We start from the raw sequence: 17046 nt of genomic DNA on the forward strand, positions 1-17046 counted from the left end.
CGCAGATGTGCGGCATTGCCGGATTGTTCGACCTGCGCGGCAAGCGGGACTTTCCCCGCGAGCTGGTGCAGCGGATGAATGACGTCCAGTTCCACCGCGGCCCGGACGAGGGCGGCTTCCTGTTCGAGCCGGGCGTGGCGCTGGCCCACCGCCGGCTGTCCATCATCGACCTGGCCACCGGGCAGCAGCCGCTGTTCAACGAGGACGGATCGGTGGCGGTGGTGTTCAACGGCGAGATCTACAACTACGCCGAGCTGGTCCCCGAACTCGAAGCCCTCGGCCACCGCTTCCACACCCGCAGCGACACCGAAGTGATCGTGCACGCCTGGGAGGCCTGGGGCGCCTCCTGCGTGACGCGCTTTCGCGGCATGTTCGCCTTCGCGCTCTACGACCGCGGGCAGCAGACGCTGTTCCTCGCCCGCGACCGCCTCGGCGTGAAGCCGCTGTACTACGCCGAACTGCCCGACGGCACGCTCGCCTTCGGCTCGGAACTGAAGGTGCTGATGCAGCACCCGGCGCTGGACCGGCGCATCGACCCGCTGGCGGTGGAGGAGTACTTCGCCCTCGGCTACGTGGCCGAACCGCGCTGTATCTTCGCCGGCGCCCGCAAGCTCGGCCCGGGCGAGACCCTGTGCGTGCGCCGCGGCGAGGCGCTGCCGCGCCCGCACGCATACTGGGACGTACACTTCACCCTGGACAACCCGATCACCCAGGAGGACGCCTGCGCCGAGCTGGTCGAGCGCCTGCGCGAATCGGTGCGCCTGCGCATGATCTCGGAAGTGCCGCTGGGCGCCTTCCTGTCCGGCGGGGTGGATTCCAGCGCGGTGGTGGCGGCGATGGCGGGGCTCTCCGACGGCCCGGTCAACACCTGCTCGATCGCCTTCGCCGACCCGGCCTTCAACGAAGCCGAGTTCGCCCGCATGGTGGCCGAGCGCTACCGCACCAACCACCGCGTGGAGACGGTGGAGTCCGACGACTTCGAGCTCATCGACCGCCTCGCCGCGCTCTACGACGAGCCCTACGCCGACAGCTCGGCCATCCCCACCTGGCGGGTGTGCCAGCTCGCCCGCCGCCACGTCACCGTGGCCCTGTCGGGCGACGGCGGCGACGAGAGCTTCGGCGGTTATCGGCGCTACCGCCTGCACCTCATGGAAGAGCGCCTGCGCGGCGCCATGCCGCTGGGCTGCCGGCGGCCGCTGTTCGGCCTGCTCGGCCGGCTCTATCCCAAGGCCGACTGGGCGCCGCGCGTGCTGCGCGCCAAGACCACCTTCCAGGCCCTGGCGCGCGACTCGGTGCAGGCCTATTTCCATTCGGTGTCCATCCTGCGCGACGAGCAGCGCCACCGCCTGTTCTCGCCCGCGCTGCGTGCCCAGCTCGGCGGCTACGAGGCGCTGGAGGTGTTCCGCCTCCACGCGGCGCGCGCCGACACCGACGATCCGCTGGCGCTGGTCCAGTACCTGGACCTCAAGACCTATCTGGTGGGCGACATCAACACCAAGGTCGACCGCGCCAGCATGGCCCATTCGCTGGAAGTGCGCGAACCGCTGATGGACCATCCGCTGGTCGAATGGCTGGCCACGCTGCCGTCCTCGCTCAAGGTGCGCGGCAACGAGGGTAAGTTCGTGTTCAAGAAGGCGCTGGAGCCCATGCTGCCGGACGACGTGCTCTACCGTCCCAAGATGGGCTTCGCGGTGCCGCTGGCGCGCTGGTTCCGCGGCCCCCTGCGCGAGCGGGTGCGCGAGGCCGTACTCGGCGACACCCTGGCCGCCACCGGCTACTTCGACCGCGGCACGCTCACCCATCTGGTGGACGCCCACCAGTCCGGCCTGCGCGACTACAGCGCGCCGCTGTGGACGCTGCTGATGTTCGAAGCCTTCCTGCGCAACGCCGGGGCGGGCGCGGCGGCACCGGCCGGGCGCGGCGCGGAGGCGGTGTGCCATGCCTGAGCGCGAGATCGCGCTCTTCCTGTGCCGCGAGCCGGCCGAAGTGGCCTTGCGCGCCATCGATGCGCTGCGTGCAGCCTGCGCGCATGCGGGCGGGCAGAGCACGATCCATCTGCTGATCAACGGCAACCCGGCGCTCGGCGCCGCCCTCGCGGCCGTCGTCGACTCTTCGTCTTTGCCTTTGCCGGGCGACGGCGTCCAGGTGCGCGCCTGGAGCCTGCCGCTGGCCGACAAGGCCGCGGCCTGGAACGGCTACGTGCACGAGGTGAGCGGCGAAGCGCGCTACCAGCATTTCGTCGACGGCTATGCCTTGCTGCACACGGATGCGCTCGCAGGCCTGGAGGCTGCGCTCGCCGGTGACGACTCCGCCTGGGCCGCGGCCGGCGTGCCCACGGCCGGGCGGTCCGCGCCCGGCCTGCGCGCCGCGATGCTGCAGCATGGCGGGCTGCACGGCAACTTCCACGCCCTGCGCGGTGCGGTCCTCGGGCGCTTGCGCGATGCCGGCATCCGCCTGCCGCTGGGCCTCTACCGTGTCGATGGCGTGGTCGGCGCGCTGCTGTGCTTCGCGCTCGACCCCGCCCGGCACCCGTGGCAGAGCGGACGCATCCACGTGGTCGATGGCGCAAGCTGGGATGTCGCGCATGCGGGTCCGCGCTGGCATCCGCGCGAGCTGGCGGTGATGTGGCGCCGCCGGCTGCGCCAGGCCCAGGGGCGGCTGGAGAATGCCGCCATCCACCAGTTCCTGGCGGTCGAGCAGCGTCCGCCCGCCCAGCTGCCCGGCACGGTCGAGCAACTGGTGGGCGACTGGGCCCAAGCCCAGCCTGCAGCCTGTTCCCGCGTGCTGGCACGCGATCCGCTGTGCCGGTTCGCGCTCGCCCGCCTGCGCGCGCAGCCCTCCCGGCCCCCGTCCGGGGCGGCGCCGCGCCCCCTGCAACCGCGAACCTGAACCCCGGGGCGTACGATGCGCATCCTTCATGTCCTCGATCATTCGATTCCGCTGCACAGCGGCTACACCTTCCGCACCGCGGCCATCCTGCGCGAACAGCGCGCGCTCGGCTGGGAAACCCATCATCTGACCTCGCCCAAGCAGGGCGAATGCGCGGCCTCTGCGGAGGATGTGGACGGCCTGCTGTTCCACCGCTGTCCGGTGCCTGCGCCGGCGGCCGCCGGGCTCAACGAACTGCGCCTGATGCGCGCGCTGGAGTCCCGCCTTGAGGAACTCGCCCGTGCGCTGCGCCCGGACATCCTGCACGCGCACTCACCGGTGCTCAACGCGGTGCCGGCCATCCGCGTGGGCCGCCGGCTGGGTATCCCGGTGGTGTATGAGATCCGCGCGTTCTGGGAGGATGCGGCGGTCGACCACGGCACCACCCGCGAAGGCAGCCTGCGCTACCGCGCCACCCGCGCGCTGGAAAGCTGGGCGCTGCGCCGGGTCGATCACGTGTTCACCATCTGCGAAGGCCTGCGGCGCGACATCGTCGGGCGCGGAATAGACGCCGCGCGGGTCACGGTGATCCCCAACGCGGTCGATATCGAAGGCTTCCAGCTCTCCGGCGAACCGGACCCGGTGCTGCGCACGCGCCTCGGCCTGGACGGCGCCACCGTGCTCGGCTTCGTCGGCTCCTTCTATGCCTACGAGGGGCTGGACCTGCTGCTCGAGGCCATGCCCCGCCTGCTCGCCGCCCATCCCGCCCTGCGCGTGCTGCTGGTGGGCGGCGGGCCGCAGGATGCCGCCTTGCGGGCGCAGGCGGCGGCGCTGGGCATCGCCGACAAGGTGGTGTTCACCGGCCGGGTGCCGCATGCCGAGGTGAGCCGCTACTACGACCTGATCGACCTGCTGGCCTATCCCCGCCACTCGATGCGCCTGACCGAGCTGGTCACCCCGCTCAAGCCGCTGGAGGCCATGGCCCAGGGGCGCATCTTCATTGCCTCGGACGTGGGCGGCCACAAGGAGCTGGTGCGCGACGGCGAGACCGGCCGGCTGTTCGCCGCCGGCAACGTGCCCGCGCTGGTCGCCGCGGTGGGCGAGATGCTCGAACGGCGCGCCGACTGGCCGACGATCCGCGTCGCCGGGCGGCAGTTCGTCGAGCAGGTGCGCAACTGGAAGCGCAGCGTCGCGAACTACCAGCCGGCCTATGCCGGCGTGCTCGGGCGTCCGCCGGCGTGATCCTAGAAACCGCAGTTGACCGTTTGTAGATGTCCAGAAAGCCAGATGAACACTGTGTTGCCTGCCTTCACCAAGCCTCACCGATGCGGTGAGCGCGCTACGCACCCGATTGCACGCCTGGCGGGCCGCCTGGCCGCGTTGCTTCTCATTGCAGGGAATGACCATGCGGCTTCGTCGCGCCTTGCCAGACGGCCCGCCAGACGCACACTCGGGCGCGTCCAACTGAGGTTTCTAGGATGAACTGGCAAGGCCTGCGCATCGCGCTGGTCGGCCCGCTGCCGCCGCCGGCCGGCGGCATGGCCAACCAGACCCGCCAGCTCGCCGAGCTGTTGCGCGGCGAGGGCGCCGAGGTGGAGGTGGTGCAGGTGAACGCGCCCTACCGTCCCGCATGGGTGGCGGGGCTGCGCGGCCTGCGCGCGCTGTTCCGCCTGCTGCCCTATGTCGCCGCGCTGTGGCGGGCCTGCGGACGTGCGCAGCTGGTGCACGTGATGGCCAACTCGGGCTGGTCCTGGCATCTGTTCGCCGCGCCCGCGGTGTGGATCGGCGCGCTGCGCGGCGTGCCGGTGGTGGTGAATTACCGCGGTGGCGACGCGGGCAGCTTTCTTGCCCGGGCGGCGGCGCGGGTGCGCCCGACCATGCGCCGGGCGGCGGCGCTGGTGCTGCCTTCCGGCTTCCTGCTGGAGGTGTTCGCGCGCCACGGCATGGCCGGGCGCATCGTGCCCAACATCGTCAACCTCGCCCGTTTCCACCCCGACCCTGAGCGTGCGGCGGGCGGGCAGGCGCCGCATCTGGTGGTGACCCGCAACCTGGAGCCGATCTACGGCATCGACACGGTGCTGCAGGCCTTCGCGCGGGTGCGCGCGCGTTACCCCGGCGCACGCCTGTCGGTGGCCGGCAGCGGACCGCAGGAAGCGGCGCTGCGCGCGTTGGCGGACCGGCTCGGCATCGCCGCCGCGGTGTGTTTCACGGGTCGCCTCGATCCCGACGGGATTGCTGCGCTGTATCGTGACGCAGACCTCATGCTCAACGCCAGCATTGTGGATAACATGCCCAACGCGGTACTCGAAGCGCTCGCCAGCGGGGTGCCGGTGGTCAGCACCCGGGTGGGCGGCGTGCCCTACATGGTCGAGCACGGGCGAACCGCCCTGCTGGTGCCGGCGGGAGAGGACAAAGCGCTGGCCGACGCGGCGCTGCGCGTGCTGGACGATCCGGCGCTGCGCGACAGGCTGGTCGGTGCCGGCCTGGAGGAGGTGGCGCGCTACCGTTGGGAGGCCGTGCGCGGCGAATTGGCCGCGGCCTATCGCGACGCCTTGCACCCGGTCGGCTGAGTGCCGGGCGCAAGCGGCAAGGAGCAAGGATGTCGGACCTCTACACCCGGCTGGTCGCCGGGGTGCTGTTTCCGCTGCAGGAGCGCCTGAAGCGCCACGACACGGTGCGCGTGCGCCGTGCCATGGAGGCGTCCCAGTGGTGGCCGCGCGAACGCATCGAGGCGCTGCAGCTCGACCGCCTGCGCCGCCTGCTGGCCGACGTCGGCGCCCACGTGCCTTACTACCGTGATCTGTTCGCCCGCCAGGGCTTCGATCCGCGCGCGCTGCGCGGCGTGGCGGACCTGCAGGCGCTGCCCTTCCTGACCAAGCCGCTGATCCGCGCGCACAGCGACGCCCTGCGTGCCGGCGATGCCGGCGCGCTGGCGCGCTTCAATACCGGCGGCTCCAGCGGCGAGCCGCTGATCTTCTACATCGGCGCCGAGCGCGTCACCCACGACGTCGCCGCCAAGTGGCGCGCCACGCGCTGGTGGGACGTGGACATCGGCGACCGCGAGATCGTGGTGTGGGGCTCGCCGATCGAACTCGGCGCCCAGGACCGCCTGCGCGGGCTGCGCGACGCGCTGATGCGCACCGAGCTGCTGCCCGCCTTCGAGATGTCGGACGAGCGCGTGGATGCCTTCGTCGCGCGCATCCGCGAGCGCCGCCCGGCCATGCTGTTCGGCTATCCCTCGGCGATCAGCCACATCGCCCTGCATGCCGAGCGCCGCGGCGTGCGCCTGGACGACCTCGGGGTGAAGGTGGTGTTCGTCACCTCCGAGCGGCTCTACGACCACCAGCGCGAGATCATCTCGCGCCTGTTCGGCTGCCCGGTGGCCAACGGCTACGGCGGGCGCGACGCCGGCTTCATCGCCCACCAGTGCCCGGCCGGCGGCATGCACATCACCGCCGAGGACATCGTGGTGGAGATCGTCGACGCCGAAGGCCGCGTGCTGCCGCCGGGGCAGGCCGGCGAGATCGTGGTGACCCACCTGGCCACCCGCGACTATTCCTTCATCCGCTACCGCACCGGCGACGTCGGCGTGCTGGACGACGCCCCCTGCGCCTGCGGGCGCGGCCTGCCGCTGCTCAAGGAGATCCAGGGGCGCAGCACCGACTTCGTGGTGGCCGCGGACGGCACCGTGATGCACGGCCTGTCGCTGATCTACGTGGTGCGCGACCTGCCCGGGGTGCGGGCCTTCAAGGTGGTGCAGGAGTCGCTGGCGCTGACCCGGGTGTACCTGGTCACCGGCGAAGGTTTCGACCCCGCTGCGGTGGCCGCCATCGAGCAGGGCTTCCGCCGCCGCCTGGGCGAGGGCGTCACCGTGCAGGTGGAGCAGGTGGCCGAGATCCCCGCCGAGCGCTCGGGCAAGTTCCGCTACATCGTCAGCCATGTACCCGCCACGGCGGGCGCTGCCGCACCCGCGGCCGTGGAGGCCTGAGCCGATGCGCGACATCCTGGTCATCTCGCTGGTCGCGCTGTTCGCCTTGATGGCGCTGCGCCGGCCGTGGATAGGCGTGATGCTGTGGACCTGGATCAGCATCATGAACCCGCACCGCTACGCCTGGGGCTTTGCCACCACCGCGCCGGTGGCCATGGTGGCGGCGCTGGTCACGCTGATCGGCATGCTGTTCACCCGCGAGCGCGAATCGCCCTTCAAGGGTGCGCCGATCTGGCTGTTCCTCGCGTTCTCGGTGTGGATCACCCTGTCCTGGCTGTTCGGTGTCGATCCCGCCGGCGACTACGCGCAGTGGGACAAGGTGATGAAGATCTACCTGATGACCTTCGTCGCGCTGATCCTGCTGAACAACCGCCACCACATCATGGCCTTCGTCTGGGTCACGGTGGGTTCGCTGGCGCTGCTGGGGCTCAAGGGCGGCATCTTCACCGCGCTGCATGGCGGCAACTACCGGGTGTGGGGGCCGGGCGGCTCCTTCATCGAGGACAACAACGCCTTCGCCCTGGCGCTGATCATCGTGGTGCCGATGGTGCACTTTCTGTACCTGCAGGTGCAGCACAAGTGGGCGCGCCACGCGCTCACCTTCACCATGCTGATGTGCGCGATCGCCGCCGCCGGCTCGCACTCGCGCGGCGCCTTCCTGGCGCTGATCGCCATGGCGGCCATGTTCTGGTGGCGCAGCGAGCAGAAGGGGATGATGACCGCATTGATCGCGCTGATGGCGCTGGTCATCCTGCCGATGATGCCGGTCGAGTGGTGGGAGCGCATGGCGACCATCACCGAGTACGAGCAGGATCAGTCCGCGGTCGGCCGGCTCAACGGCTGGATCGTCGCCTGGGAGGTGGCCAAGCATCACCTCTTCGGCGCCGGCATGAGCTACCAGCACCAGCACTTCTTCGATCTCTACGGCTACTACAACGACCACGTGATCGCCGCGCACAGCATCTACTTCCAGGTGCTCGGCAACCACGGCTTCGGCGGCCTCTTCCTCTATCTGGCGATGTGGATCGCCACCTACCGCACCGCCGGTTGGCTGCGGGTGCACGCCAAGGGGATTCCGCAGGCGCGGTGGACGGCCGATCTCGGCGCCATGGTGCAGGTGGGGCTGGTTGGCTTCGCCGCCGGCGGCGCCTTCCTGAGCCTGTCCTACTTCGACCTGCCCTACAACATGATGGTCATGGTGGTGCTCGCCCGGCGTTGGGTGGAAACCCGCGGCTGGGAGCGCGACCCGCCGGGCAGCCTGCTCGAGTACGCCGGCCTGCTGCGTCGCAAGCGCCCGCAGCCCGGCGCCGCCGCGGCGACCAGCGTGGCGAGGCGGCAGCACTCATGAGCCTGCGTCTCGCCATGCGGCTGGCCTCGCCGCCGGGAGCCTCCGGCGCCCTGAGCATCCTCATCTTCCATCGCGTGCTGCCGCAACGCGATCCGCTGTTTCCGGACGAACCCGACGTGGCTCGCTTCGACGCGCTGCTCGGCTGGATAGGCGACTGGTTCAAGGTGCTGCCGCTCGCCGAGGCGCTGGAGCGCCTGCGCCGGCGCTCGCTGCCGGCCCGGGCCGCGGCGATCACCTTCGACGACGGCTACGCCGACAACCTGCTCCACGCGGTACCGCTGCTGCAGCGCCGTGGCATGCACGCCACCTTCTTCATCGCCAGCGGCTTCCTCGACGGCGGGCGGATGTGGAACGACACGGTGATCGAGGCGGTCCGCAACACCCGCCTCGAGCGCCTGGACAGCGGACTCGCGGGCGTGCCGCCGCTGCCGCTGGGCAGCATCGCCGAGCGCCGTGCGGCGCTGGACCACCTGATCCCGGCGATCAAGCACATGGAGCCCGCCGCCCGCGCCGACGCGGTGGCGCAGCTGGCCGAACGCTGCGCCGCCCCGCTGCCGGACGACCTCATGCTCGGTTCGGCACAGGTGCGCGCACTGCACGAGGCCGGCATGGGCATAGGTGCGCACACGGTGAGCCACCCCATCCTCGCGCGCAGCGCCCCGGCGCAGGCGCGGCGCGAGATCGCCGAGGGGCGCGCGCAGCTCGAAGCACTGACCGGCGAGCGTGTCGCGCTCTTCGCCTATCCCAACGGCAAGGCCGCCAGCGACTACCGCCGCGAACATGTCGACATGGTGCGCGAGCTGGGCTTCGATGCCGCGCTGAGCACCAACTGGGGGGTGAACGACGCCGACGCCGACCTCTACCAGCTCGCCCGCTTCACCCCCTGGGACCGCACGCGCTGGCGTTTCGGCCTGCGCATGCTGGGCAATCTGCGCAAGCGCCGCCCGGAGGTGGTGTGAGCCGATGAAGATCTCGGTCGTCATCCCCACCTGGAACCGCCGCGCATTGATCGGTGCGGCGGTCGATTCCGTGCTCGCCCAGGCCGGCCCGGGGCTGGAGCTCGAAGTGCTGGTGGTGGACGACGGCTCCACCGACGACACCGTGGCGTGGCTGGCGGCGAACTACGCCGGCCGTCCGCTGCGGGTGCTGCGCAACACCCGCGGCAAGGGGCCGGCCGGTGCGCGCAATACCGGCCTGCTGGCCGCGCAGGGCGATCTGGTGGCGCTGCTCGATTCGGACGACGCCTACCTGCCCGGCCACCTGGCCGCGGCTGCAGCGGCCTTCGCCGCGCATCCGCAGCTCGGCGTGCTGTTCGGTCGCGCGCAGTACGAATGCGAAGGCCGTCCGGTCGACTACATGGGGCCCAACTTCGAGCGCAAGCTCGCCCGGGCGCCGGTCGGCTTCGAGGACGAAGGCCTGCTGGTGTTCGGCGCGGACTACTTCAGCCATCTGCTTGAGTACGGCTGCTACTTCAACCTGTCCACCGTGGTGATGCGCCGCGACGCCGCCCGCGAACTGATGTGCGAGGAACTGCGCATCGCCGAGGACTACGAGTTCTGGGTGCGCCTGGCGCGCAGCCGGACCTTCGGCTGCCTCAAGGCCGCGCAGATCCGCTACTGTCTGCACGGCGGCAACGTCTCCTTCGAGAGCGCACCGGAGGCCGCCGAGAACGCACCGATGCTGCTGCGGGCCTACCAGCACATGCTGGCCTATCCGGGCCTTGCCGCGGCGGACGTGGCGCGCATTCACGACAACATGGCCGACGTGCTGTTCAACTGGGGCTATCGTTGCCGTCTGCACCGGCAGCTGGGCGAGGCCGCACGCCGCCACCTGCAGTCGCTGCGCTTCGGCAAGCGCCGGGCCAACCTGCTGGCGCTGGCCAAGCTCCCGCTGTTCGCGCTGTGGCCCGGCAGAACTCCGGAGCAGGCATGAGCCCGGCGAACGCCACGGATTCCGGGAGCACTGCGCCGCTGGTGTCGGTGGTCATCCCCGCCTACAACGCCGAAGCCTTCGTGCTGGACGCGATCCGCAGCGTGCAGGCGCAAGGCTATGCCCCGCTGGACATCGTGCTGGTGGATGACGGCTCGCGCGACCGTACCGTCGAGCTGGTGCGTGCCGCCGCGCCCGAGGTGCGCATCGTCAGCCAGCCCAATGCCGGCGTGGCCGCGGCGCGCAACACCGGCCTGCGCGAGGCGCGTGGCGACTACATCTGCTTTCTCGACGCCGACGACGGCTGGTTTCCCGGCAAGCTCGCCGCCCAGGTGGACTACCTGCAGCGCCACCCGGACACCGGCCTGGTCTATCACCACTGGCTGGTCTGGGAGGCGGACGCGGACGGCCGCTACCGCCTGCCGGCGATGGCCGCGCCGGCGCAGCCGGGCGAGATCGTTCCGGCGCTGTCCGGGTGGATCTACACCAAGCTGCTGTTCGACTGCATCGTGCATACCTCCACGGTGATGATCCGCCGCGAGATCGCCGAGGCAGTCGGTTTCTTCGATACCGCGCTGGTCGCCGGGGAGGACTACGACTACTGGCTGCGCACCTCGCGCCTGTGCCGTATCGACAAGCTGGCGGCCACCTATTCCTACTACCGCGCGGTGCCGGGCAGCCTGACCAACCGGCCCAAGGCGGTGGATTACGAGTACCGGGTGATCTCCGCCGCGTTCGACCGATGGGGCGCCACCGCGCCGGACGGCAGCAGCGTGCCGGCGGCGCGGGTGCAGGCGCGACTGGCCAAGCTGGCGATGGATTTCGGCTACGGCCACTACCATCGGGGCTCCCCCGATGTGGCCTGGCGCGCCTACCTCACCGCCCTGCGGCACGACCCGCGGCGCTGGCGGGCCATGGCCTACCTGGTGGCGGCGCGGCTGAAGGCGATGCTGCCCGGCTGACAACGGCTTGCCGGACGAACGAGCTGTCTCTTGCGCCCCGTAGGAGCGGCCTTGGCCGCGATCCGCCCGTCGACAAAACCACCGCCGCAATCGCGGCCAAGGCCGCTCCTACGGGGGTGGGCGATGCGGCGAGGGGAATACAGCGCTGTTGTGGCGTGTCGCTTGCCCCGCGGCAACTTGGCCGCGATTGCGGTGCTCAGGTGTCCAGCACGCGCCCCGCGCGCCGCGCCAGGTTGCGCAGGTTGGCGCCCAGGCGGCGGCGCAGGGTCCAGGCGGGCAGCTGGCCCGGCGTGGCGGCGATCCGCCGGTACTCGTCGAGATAGCGCTGTCGCAGCACGCGCAGGTCGTAGTCGCGCCGGGCGATCTCCGGGCCGAGACGGCGCAGTTCGGCCAGCCGCGCCGGGGGTGTGTCGCGCAGTGCGGCGGTGAGTGCGCCGTCTTGCGACATGTCGACGAACACGCCTTCCTGCACGATGGCGCGCTGGTTGGGGTGGCGGGTGCAGAACACCGGCAGCCCCATGGCCAGCGCCTCGATGTAGACGATGCCGAAGGTCTCCGCCAGCGAGCCGAGCACGAAGAGGTCGGCCGCCGCGTAGGCGCGGGGCAGTTCGTCGTGCGGCAGGGTGGCGAAGTGGATGCGTCCGCCCATCAGCGCCTGCCCCTGCGCCTTGATCGCCGCACTGTCGGCGTTCTCCTGGCCGACGACCAGCAGATGCACCTGCTCCAGCGGTGCGAGCTCGCGGATCACGTAGTCCATGCGCTTGTGCCAGTAGCAGATGGTGCCTACGCTGATGGCCAGCGTGGCCTCGGCCGGAATGCCCAGGCGTTCGCGCAGGTCGCTGCTCACTCCGGGGTGGAAGCGGTCGAGGTCCACCCCGTGCGGAATCATGAAGGCCTTGTCCCGCGCGCTGCGCTGCAGGTTCCAGGCCGAATGTTCCTGCACCGCGTCGCACGGCGGCAGGTCGCGCGCGGGGATCGCGCCGCCGTTGGAGAACACGATGCGCGGCACCACGCGGAACAGGTGACGGTGCTGGTGGATCACCTCGCAGACCTCGCGCTCCAGGCAGTGGATGAGGTCGAACCCGCCTTCGAGCAGCGGCTTGAGCGCCGCGTAGGCGAAGGTGACGGCCTCGATCCGGCAGCGCTCGTGCTCGCGGATCGCCTCGGCCCAGTTCGGCGAGCCGGTCGCGTGGATGTGCTCCAGGCAGGCCGCGCGGCGCGGCAGGTTGTCGATCACCCGCTCGCGCTCGGCCGGCTTGCCGCCGCCCTTGAAGAGGGTGATGTCGAGATGGTCGCGCAACAGGTCGAAGAGGCCGCGGGCGAAGACTTCGTGTCCGCGGTTGACGTGGCCTAGGCCGGAGCAGAGCAGGGCGATCTTCATTGTGGTGTGGTACTCGGATGCGGCGACGGGGATCGAGATACTTGGAGTTGGGTTCCGAGTGTCGCTTGAAAGAGCTGAAGATAGCGGTCGATGTGTCCGTCCAGTTGCTCTTCGGCGCTCAGTGATCCGGACAGGCGGGCACAGCGCTCGAGGTCGCCTACCGCGCGATCGTAGTCGCGCTGTGAGCTCCGCTTCGGCGGTGCGGTGGGAGCTGCCTTCGCCGGCAGAGCGCCCCAGCGGGCCAGCTGGCGCTTGGCGGCGTTCTTGATGCGTTGGGCGACCGGCAAGTCGGTTGCGTTATAGAGCGGGGTGATGTGCTGGGGGACGTATTCCATCTTCACGCTTGCCAGCCAATCCCGCCATTTGAACTCGAGCAGGCGGCCGTAAAGCGAAATCGGCACCCAGGGAATCCGTAGCGCATCCGCGACGATGGCCCCGTGCATGGCCTCGCACAGCAAGATCTCGCAGGCGTTCATCTCGGCAAGCACGCGGTCGACACTCCAATGGCAGCTGATGAAGCGGATGTCTGCGTCACGGCAGACTGACTCCCAGTCGAACTGCAGCATGCTGTGTCCGGTAGCGATCAGGCCGCAGCGCGCTGTCGGATTTGGTGCGGGTGTGCCGGCAAGCCTGATGAGCACGGCGGCATCGGTGATTGCGCAACTGGCCGGTACGCCGAGCGCGGCGGCGCTCATCGGTCCTCTCACCGCATGGATAACCAGCCGGTCGTCCTGCACCGGCAGGTCGCCATAGCCGACCCCGCTGCCGAAGACGTGCTTGCGTGGTTCCGCGGGGAGGCGGTGGTTCAGCAGCGTGCCGATGCCGACGAAAAGCTCCGAGGCGTCGTCGTCAAAAAATCCGGGAAGGAGACGATTCCACAGCCATGGGTTCAGATCGTCGCCGAAGTTTCCGTTCGGATCCCTGAAATAGTGGAGGTGCATGCTTCCTGCTCCGAGTGGCGAGGGACGTCTGCGTTTGCGGATGGCTTTGAGTCGCTCAGTCTGCGCGCCGGTGCTGCCTTCCACGAATTCGCGTCACCAAGTCGGTGAAGTCGGTCAAATACTGTCGTGATAGCAGGTGCAGGGCCAGTGAGTAGGTCACGACACCGGTAGAAACGTGCAACAGCAGCGCGACGAATGTCGAGAATTGCATCGGAGCCAGGGCTGTGCGGAGCACGGCAATGCATATCCACATCGCGATCGCCGCCAAGACGGGGCGCGCGAGCACATGCAGCAAGTCGCGGAAGTCGAGCCCGATCAGGCCGAAACTAGCCCGCAGAACGACGATCGAGTACATCGCGTTGAGCGCGATCGCCGCGGTGACGGCCTCCAGGCCGTGGGAGACGACGGCGAGGACGGAGCCGATCAGGATGATCGCCCCGACCACGTTGTAGCGCAGCGATAGCGCAACGCGGTTCTGTGCATTGAAGAGCGATGAGGCGATCGAGGTCGAACCGCGCAGGGCCGCACCGATGCCGAGCATCGTCAGCACCGGGATCATGGGTAGCCACTGGTCGCCGTAGAGCATGGGCACGAGTTCCTCCGCTACCGCGGACAGTCCGAAGCCGATCGGGCAGATGATGGCGGCCAGTATCCGTGAACTCTTCAAGACCGACTGCCGCAGGCGGTCCCGATCAGCCTGCATGGCCGAGAAGGCTGGGAACAGCACGCGCTGCAGCGGCATGGCGATCCGCCCGCGGATCTCATCGGTCAGCGAGCGCGCGTTCTGGTAGTAGCCAAGCATGCTGGCGCCGAGTTGCCTGCCGATCAGCAGCAGGTCGACGTTCATCATCAGATAGTAGAGGAAGGTGTTACCCATGTAGCTGCCCCCTGTCCGCAGGTTTGCGAACAGATAGGCGGCGTAAAAGCGCAGGCGCGGGAGGAAGGGTACGGCGATGAACATCAGCACGAGCTGCGCCAGGGCGCCGGCGATTGGCCCTGCAACCAGGCTCCAGACCCCGAATCCGAGCCAGGCGAAGACGATGGAGGTGAGCGCGCGGACGCCCAGTGCGCCGATGCGGATGTAGAACTCGGTATGGAACTGCATCAGGCGGGCGAGCACGGCTTCGTGTACCGTCGTCAGGCCGGCCAATACAAAGGTGATGCTCAGCGCTCGCAGGAGGCCGCCGACGGTGGGCTCCGCGAACAGCAGCTCGGTGGCGAACGACACCAGGAAGACCAGCGCGGCGATCGCGCACCCGGTTGCGGTGCCAGCCCAGAACACCGTATCGAGCTGCAGGCGGCTCACGACCCGCTTCTGGATGAGGATGTTGCCGAGGCCGAAGCTGGCCAGGAGGCTTGCGAACTCGGTGACCACGGCGGCCATCGCGATGTAACCGAAGTCAGCCGGGGTGAGCAGGCGCGCGAGGATGGCCATAGAGCCGATCGTCAGCAGCGTCCGCGCGGCGATACCGAGCAGGGTGAAACTCGCACCACTGACCACGCGTTGCCCCAGGTCGCGCGAGGGCAGCACGAAGGCGCGGCGGATGAGCGCGTGACGCTGGTCGTGCCGTCTTGACAGGGGAAGGGGCTTGTCGGCCATGTTCTCGGGCCCGGTCGGGACGCCCATGCCGACCTGCCGGATCAGCCTGGGTCGTGACCGGACTTGGACGGGTTAGTTCTGCGCGAGCGCCCAGACGGTGACCGGGAAGTCCGGTTCGTTGCGCAATGAACCGAACCAGCCGCGTCGCGCCCAGCGGCTGAAATTGGCCTTGATGCAGGCGCGGTTGCCCCAGGACCAGGTGCGGATGCGCTCGATGTCGAAACCGCATTCGGCCAGGAAGTGCTTCATGCCCATCTCGGTCCACCGGGTGCAGTCGTAGGGAATCTCGTGGCGGCGGATCAGGAAGGGCGTCGTGACCAGGAAGTAGCCCCCGGGTCGCAGCATGGCGTGCACGTTGCGCGTGGCGCGGTAGGGCCACAGCAGGTGTTCCCAGACCTGGTCGGCGATGATGAGGTCGAACTCGCCGGGCAGTCGATCCTTGCAGATGTCGTACTCCGGGTAGTTCATCTCGGTGAACGAGCGGAAGGGCAGCTGCTGGAACTTGTCGCCTGCCGAGATCTCCATGGCGTCGAGCCGCTCGGGTCCGAGTTCCCGGATCAGCGCCTTGCATTCGCGGTACATCACGGTGCGCGTCCAGTGCCCCCAGTCGTAGCCGACGGTGCTCAGGATGCGCTTGGCGAATGCGGTTTGCGATGGGCTCAGGTTCATGTGCGCCTCGGGCAGTTGATTGACGGTCAGTACGCGTCGCTCGATGCCGGACGCTGCTGGTCGCCGCGGCTTGCGACATAGGCGGCGCCGCAAAGGATCCAGCCCAGCAGCCCCGAAGCGTACTTGCTACGCCAGTTGCTCGCGTGGTTCAGCGCTCCCCAATATAGTCCCTTGCCGAGCAGGGTCAGGGCGTTGCGCGCGGCTGGCGCGTGGAGCAGGTGAAGTAGGCGGATGGCGGCGCGGTGGGTCTGCTCCGCGAAGAACATATGGTTGAATGCCTCGACAAGGACTTGTCGTTCGGACGCGGTCAGAGGTGAGCGGCTGTCGGCCTTGAAGGCGTTCAGGATGTCGGAGACAGACACGGAGGTGCCTAGCTTGGTCGCCAATGCCCACGCGCGGGTCAGCAGGGCAGCGCGCAGCGCCGCGGGCGATTCGGGAACGAGACCATCGGGCGCGAAGGCGGAAAGCGGAAGCTCTCTCATCATCCGGTTGCCGATGCGAGCGTTGTACTTGGCCCAGATGCGCTCGCGCTCCGCGTTTGCGTGAAGCTCGCGTGAGGGACCGCGAGGTGCGTCGTGGATGCGGACGACGAACACTTCCCTGCCGCAGAATCGATGTCCATATCGGGAGGCGAGGCGGATCATCATGTCGTAGTCCTGGCCGCGCAGCATGTCTTCGTCGAAACCGCCAACTTCGCATACGGCCGCCGTGCGCAACAATGCACCGGACATCATGATGTTGCACGCTCTGAAAAGCGCGAGGCGCTGGAAGTGTTCGGATAGATCGGCATGTGGATAGGGCACCGCATGCCGGGTGCTGGATAGCAGGTTCCCGTCGGTGCGAACCTCGGAGAAAGTGCCGAAACTGAAGGCTGCGGAGGGGTGCTCGACCAGTGGTGCGATGAGCGATTCGATGGCATGCGGGTGTGCCGCGTCGTCATCGTCGAAAAACCACACGAACTCGGTATCCACCGTCGGCAGAACGCGGTTCAGCGCGCGCGCCTTGCCGCCGTTCTCCTGGCGGAGGTACTCGACCCGGTCGACGAAAGGGGCGAGCGCGTCGACGGTGCCGTCTGTGCTGCCGTCGTCGATGACGACGATGCGGGCTGGCGGCAGGGACTGCGCCAGAAGGCTTTGCAGGGCTTCGGGCAGGAAACGGGCCCGGTTGTACGTAGCGACAACCACGGTCACACCGGGGCGGTAACCGGGCTGCGGCGTGGGTGAAGCGCGGTATCCGTCGTGCATGCCTACTCCCTCAACGGCCATCGTCGGCAACAAGCCAGGGCGAACGCAAAGGCTTGGTCTTACGCATTAGACGACGAGTGGATGTCCGCTGCGAGGGCATACGACGCAAGCTCATG

Annotated in this window: 14 protein-coding genes; 9 read left to right on the plus strand and 5 right to left on the minus strand. The window is 69.2% G+C overall.

Annotation, left to right across the window (positions count from 1 at the left end; all coding sequences use genetic code 11):
• Nucleotides 1–5 precede the first annotated feature (5 nt).
• The 9 genes from IAI53_RS16840 to IAI53_RS16880 all read left to right on the plus strand — a co-directional run bounded on the left by IAI53_RS16840 (nt 6) and on the right by IAI53_RS16880 (nt 11095).
• A complete protein-coding gene (locus tag IAI53_RS16840; RefSeq protein WP_187719289.1) occupies nt 6–1946 on the plus strand; it encodes an XrtA/PEP-CTERM system amidotransferase in 1941 nt (646 codons plus the stop codon).
• Nucleotides 1939–2889 carry a hypothetical protein gene (locus tag IAI53_RS16845; RefSeq protein ID WP_187719290.1) on the plus strand — a complete coding sequence of 317 codons (951 nt, stop codon included), beginning with the start codon at nt 1939–1941 and terminating at the stop codon, nt 2887–2889. The genes IAI53_RS16840 and IAI53_RS16845 overlap by 8 nt, the downstream gene beginning before the upstream one ends.
• A gap of 15 nt (nt 2890–2904) precedes the next feature.
• Nucleotides 2905–4110, plus strand: a complete 1206-nt coding sequence (locus IAI53_RS16850) for a TIGR04063 family PEP-CTERM/XrtA system glycosyltransferase (protein ID WP_187719291.1) — start codon at nt 2905–2907, stop codon at nt 4108–4110.
• A gap of 236 nt (nt 4111–4346) precedes the next feature.
• Nucleotides 4347–5438 carry a glycosyltransferase family 4 protein gene (locus IAI53_RS16855; protein ID WP_187719292.1) on the plus strand — a complete coding sequence of 364 codons (1092 nt, stop codon included), beginning with the start codon at nt 4347–4349 and terminating at the stop codon, nt 5436–5438.
• Nucleotides 5439–5467: 29 nt separating this feature from the next.
• Complete coding sequence (locus IAI53_RS16860) at nt 5468–6856, plus strand: phenylacetate--CoA ligase family protein (protein ID WP_187719293.1); 1389 nt, start codon at nt 5468–5470, stop codon at nt 6854–6856.
• A 4-nt stretch (nt 6857–6860) separates the two neighbouring features.
• Nucleotides 6861–8204, plus strand: a complete 1344-nt coding sequence (locus IAI53_RS16865; protein ID WP_187719294.1) for a putative O-glycosylation ligase, exosortase A system-associated — start codon at nt 6861–6863, stop codon at nt 8202–8204.
• Nucleotides 8201–9163, plus strand: a complete 963-nt coding sequence (locus IAI53_RS16870) for a polysaccharide deacetylase family protein (RefSeq protein ID WP_187719295.1) — start codon at nt 8201–8203, stop codon at nt 9161–9163. Before IAI53_RS16865 ends, IAI53_RS16870 begins: the two co-directional genes overlap by 4 nt.
• A gap of 4 nt (nt 9164–9167) precedes the next feature.
• The gene (locus IAI53_RS16875; protein WP_187719296.1) at nt 9168–10136 is read left to right on the plus strand and encodes a glycosyltransferase family 2 protein; all 969 of its coding nucleotides are present in this window, start codon (nt 9168–9170) and stop codon (nt 10134–10136) included.
• On the plus strand, nt 10133–11095 hold the full coding sequence (locus IAI53_RS16880; RefSeq protein WP_187719297.1) for a glycosyltransferase family 2 protein: 963 nt from the start codon (nt 10133–10135) through the stop codon (nt 11093–11095). Before IAI53_RS16875 ends, IAI53_RS16880 begins: the two co-directional genes overlap by 4 nt.
• Before the next feature lie 196 nt (nt 11096–11291).
• Here IAI53_RS16880 and IAI53_RS16885 read toward each other — a convergent pair whose 3' ends face one another.
• From IAI53_RS16885 to IAI53_RS16905, 5 genes are all read right to left on the minus strand, one after another.
• A complete protein-coding gene (locus IAI53_RS16885; protein WP_187719298.1) occupies nt 11292–12476 on the minus strand; it encodes a glycosyltransferase family 4 protein in 1185 nt (394 codons plus the stop codon).
• Complete coding sequence (locus IAI53_RS16890; protein WP_187719299.1) at nt 12473–13417, minus strand: polysaccharide pyruvyl transferase; 945 nt, start codon at nt 13415–13417, stop codon at nt 12473–12475. The genes IAI53_RS16885 and IAI53_RS16890 overlap by 4 nt, the downstream gene beginning before the upstream one ends.
• Nucleotides 13418–13472: 55 nt before the next feature.
• Nucleotides 13473–15017, minus strand: a complete 1545-nt coding sequence (locus IAI53_RS16895; protein WP_187719300.1) for a lipopolysaccharide biosynthesis protein — start codon at nt 15015–15017, stop codon at nt 13473–13475.
• A 72-nt stretch (nt 15018–15089) separates the two neighbouring features.
• On the minus strand, nt 15090–15686 hold the full coding sequence (locus IAI53_RS16900; RefSeq protein WP_187719301.1) for a methyltransferase domain-containing protein: 597 nt from the start codon (nt 15684–15686) through the stop codon (nt 15090–15092).
• A gap of 26 nt (nt 15687–15712) precedes the next feature.
• Entirely contained in the window at nt 15713–16930 is a 1218-nt protein-coding gene (locus IAI53_RS16905; protein WP_187719302.1) for a glycosyltransferase family 2 protein, read from the minus strand.
• Between the last annotated feature and the right edge of the window lie 116 nt (nt 16931–17046).

The organism is Thauera sedimentorum, assembly GCF_014489115.1.
GTDB classification, from domain to species: domain Bacteria; phylum Pseudomonadota; class Gammaproteobacteria; order Burkholderiales; family Rhodocyclaceae; genus Pseudothauera; species Pseudothauera sedimentorum.

Coding starts and splice junctions, on each gene's coding strand:
- IAI53_RS16840 (WP_187719289.1), top strand. CDS start 6: ATGTGCGGCATTGCCGGATTGTTCGACCTGCGCGGCAAGCGGGACTTT.
- IAI53_RS16845 (WP_187719290.1), top strand. CDS start 1,939: ATGCCTGAGCGCGAGATCGCGCTCTTCCTGTGCCGCGAGCCGGCCGAA.
- IAI53_RS16850 (WP_187719291.1), top strand. CDS start 2,905: ATGCGCATCCTTCATGTCCTCGATCATTCGATTCCGCTGCACAGCGGC.
- IAI53_RS16855 (WP_187719292.1), top strand. CDS start 4,347: ATGAACTGGCAAGGCCTGCGCATCGCGCTGGTCGGCCCGCTGCCGCCG.
- IAI53_RS16860 (WP_187719293.1), top strand. CDS start 5,468: ATGTCGGACCTCTACACCCGGCTGGTCGCCGGGGTGCTGTTTCCGCTG.
- IAI53_RS16865 (WP_187719294.1), top strand. CDS start 6,861: ATGCGCGACATCCTGGTCATCTCGCTGGTCGCGCTGTTCGCCTTGATG.
- IAI53_RS16870 (WP_187719295.1), top strand. CDS start 8,201: ATGAGCCTGCGTCTCGCCATGCGGCTGGCCTCGCCGCCGGGAGCCTCC.
- IAI53_RS16875 (WP_187719296.1), top strand. CDS start 9,168: ATGAAGATCTCGGTCGTCATCCCCACCTGGAACCGCCGCGCATTGATC.
- IAI53_RS16880 (WP_187719297.1), top strand. CDS start 10,133: ATGAGCCCGGCGAACGCCACGGATTCCGGGAGCACTGCGCCGCTGGTG.
- IAI53_RS16885 (WP_187719298.1), bottom strand. CDS start 12,476: ATGAAGATCGCCCTGCTCTGCTCCGGCCTAGGCCACGTCAACCGCGGA.
- IAI53_RS16890 (WP_187719299.1), bottom strand. CDS start 13,417: ATGCACCTCCACTATTTCAGGGATCCGAACGGAAACTTCGGCGACGAT.
- IAI53_RS16895 (WP_187719300.1), bottom strand. CDS start 15,017: ATGGCCGACAAGCCCCTTCCCCTGTCAAGACGGCACGACCAGCGTCAC.
- IAI53_RS16900 (WP_187719301.1), bottom strand. CDS start 15,686: ATGAACCTGAGCCCATCGCAAACCGCATTCGCCAAGCGCATCCTGAGC.
- IAI53_RS16905 (WP_187719302.1), bottom strand. CDS start 16,930: ATGCACGACGGATACCGCGCTTCACCCACGCCGCAGCCCGGTTACCGC.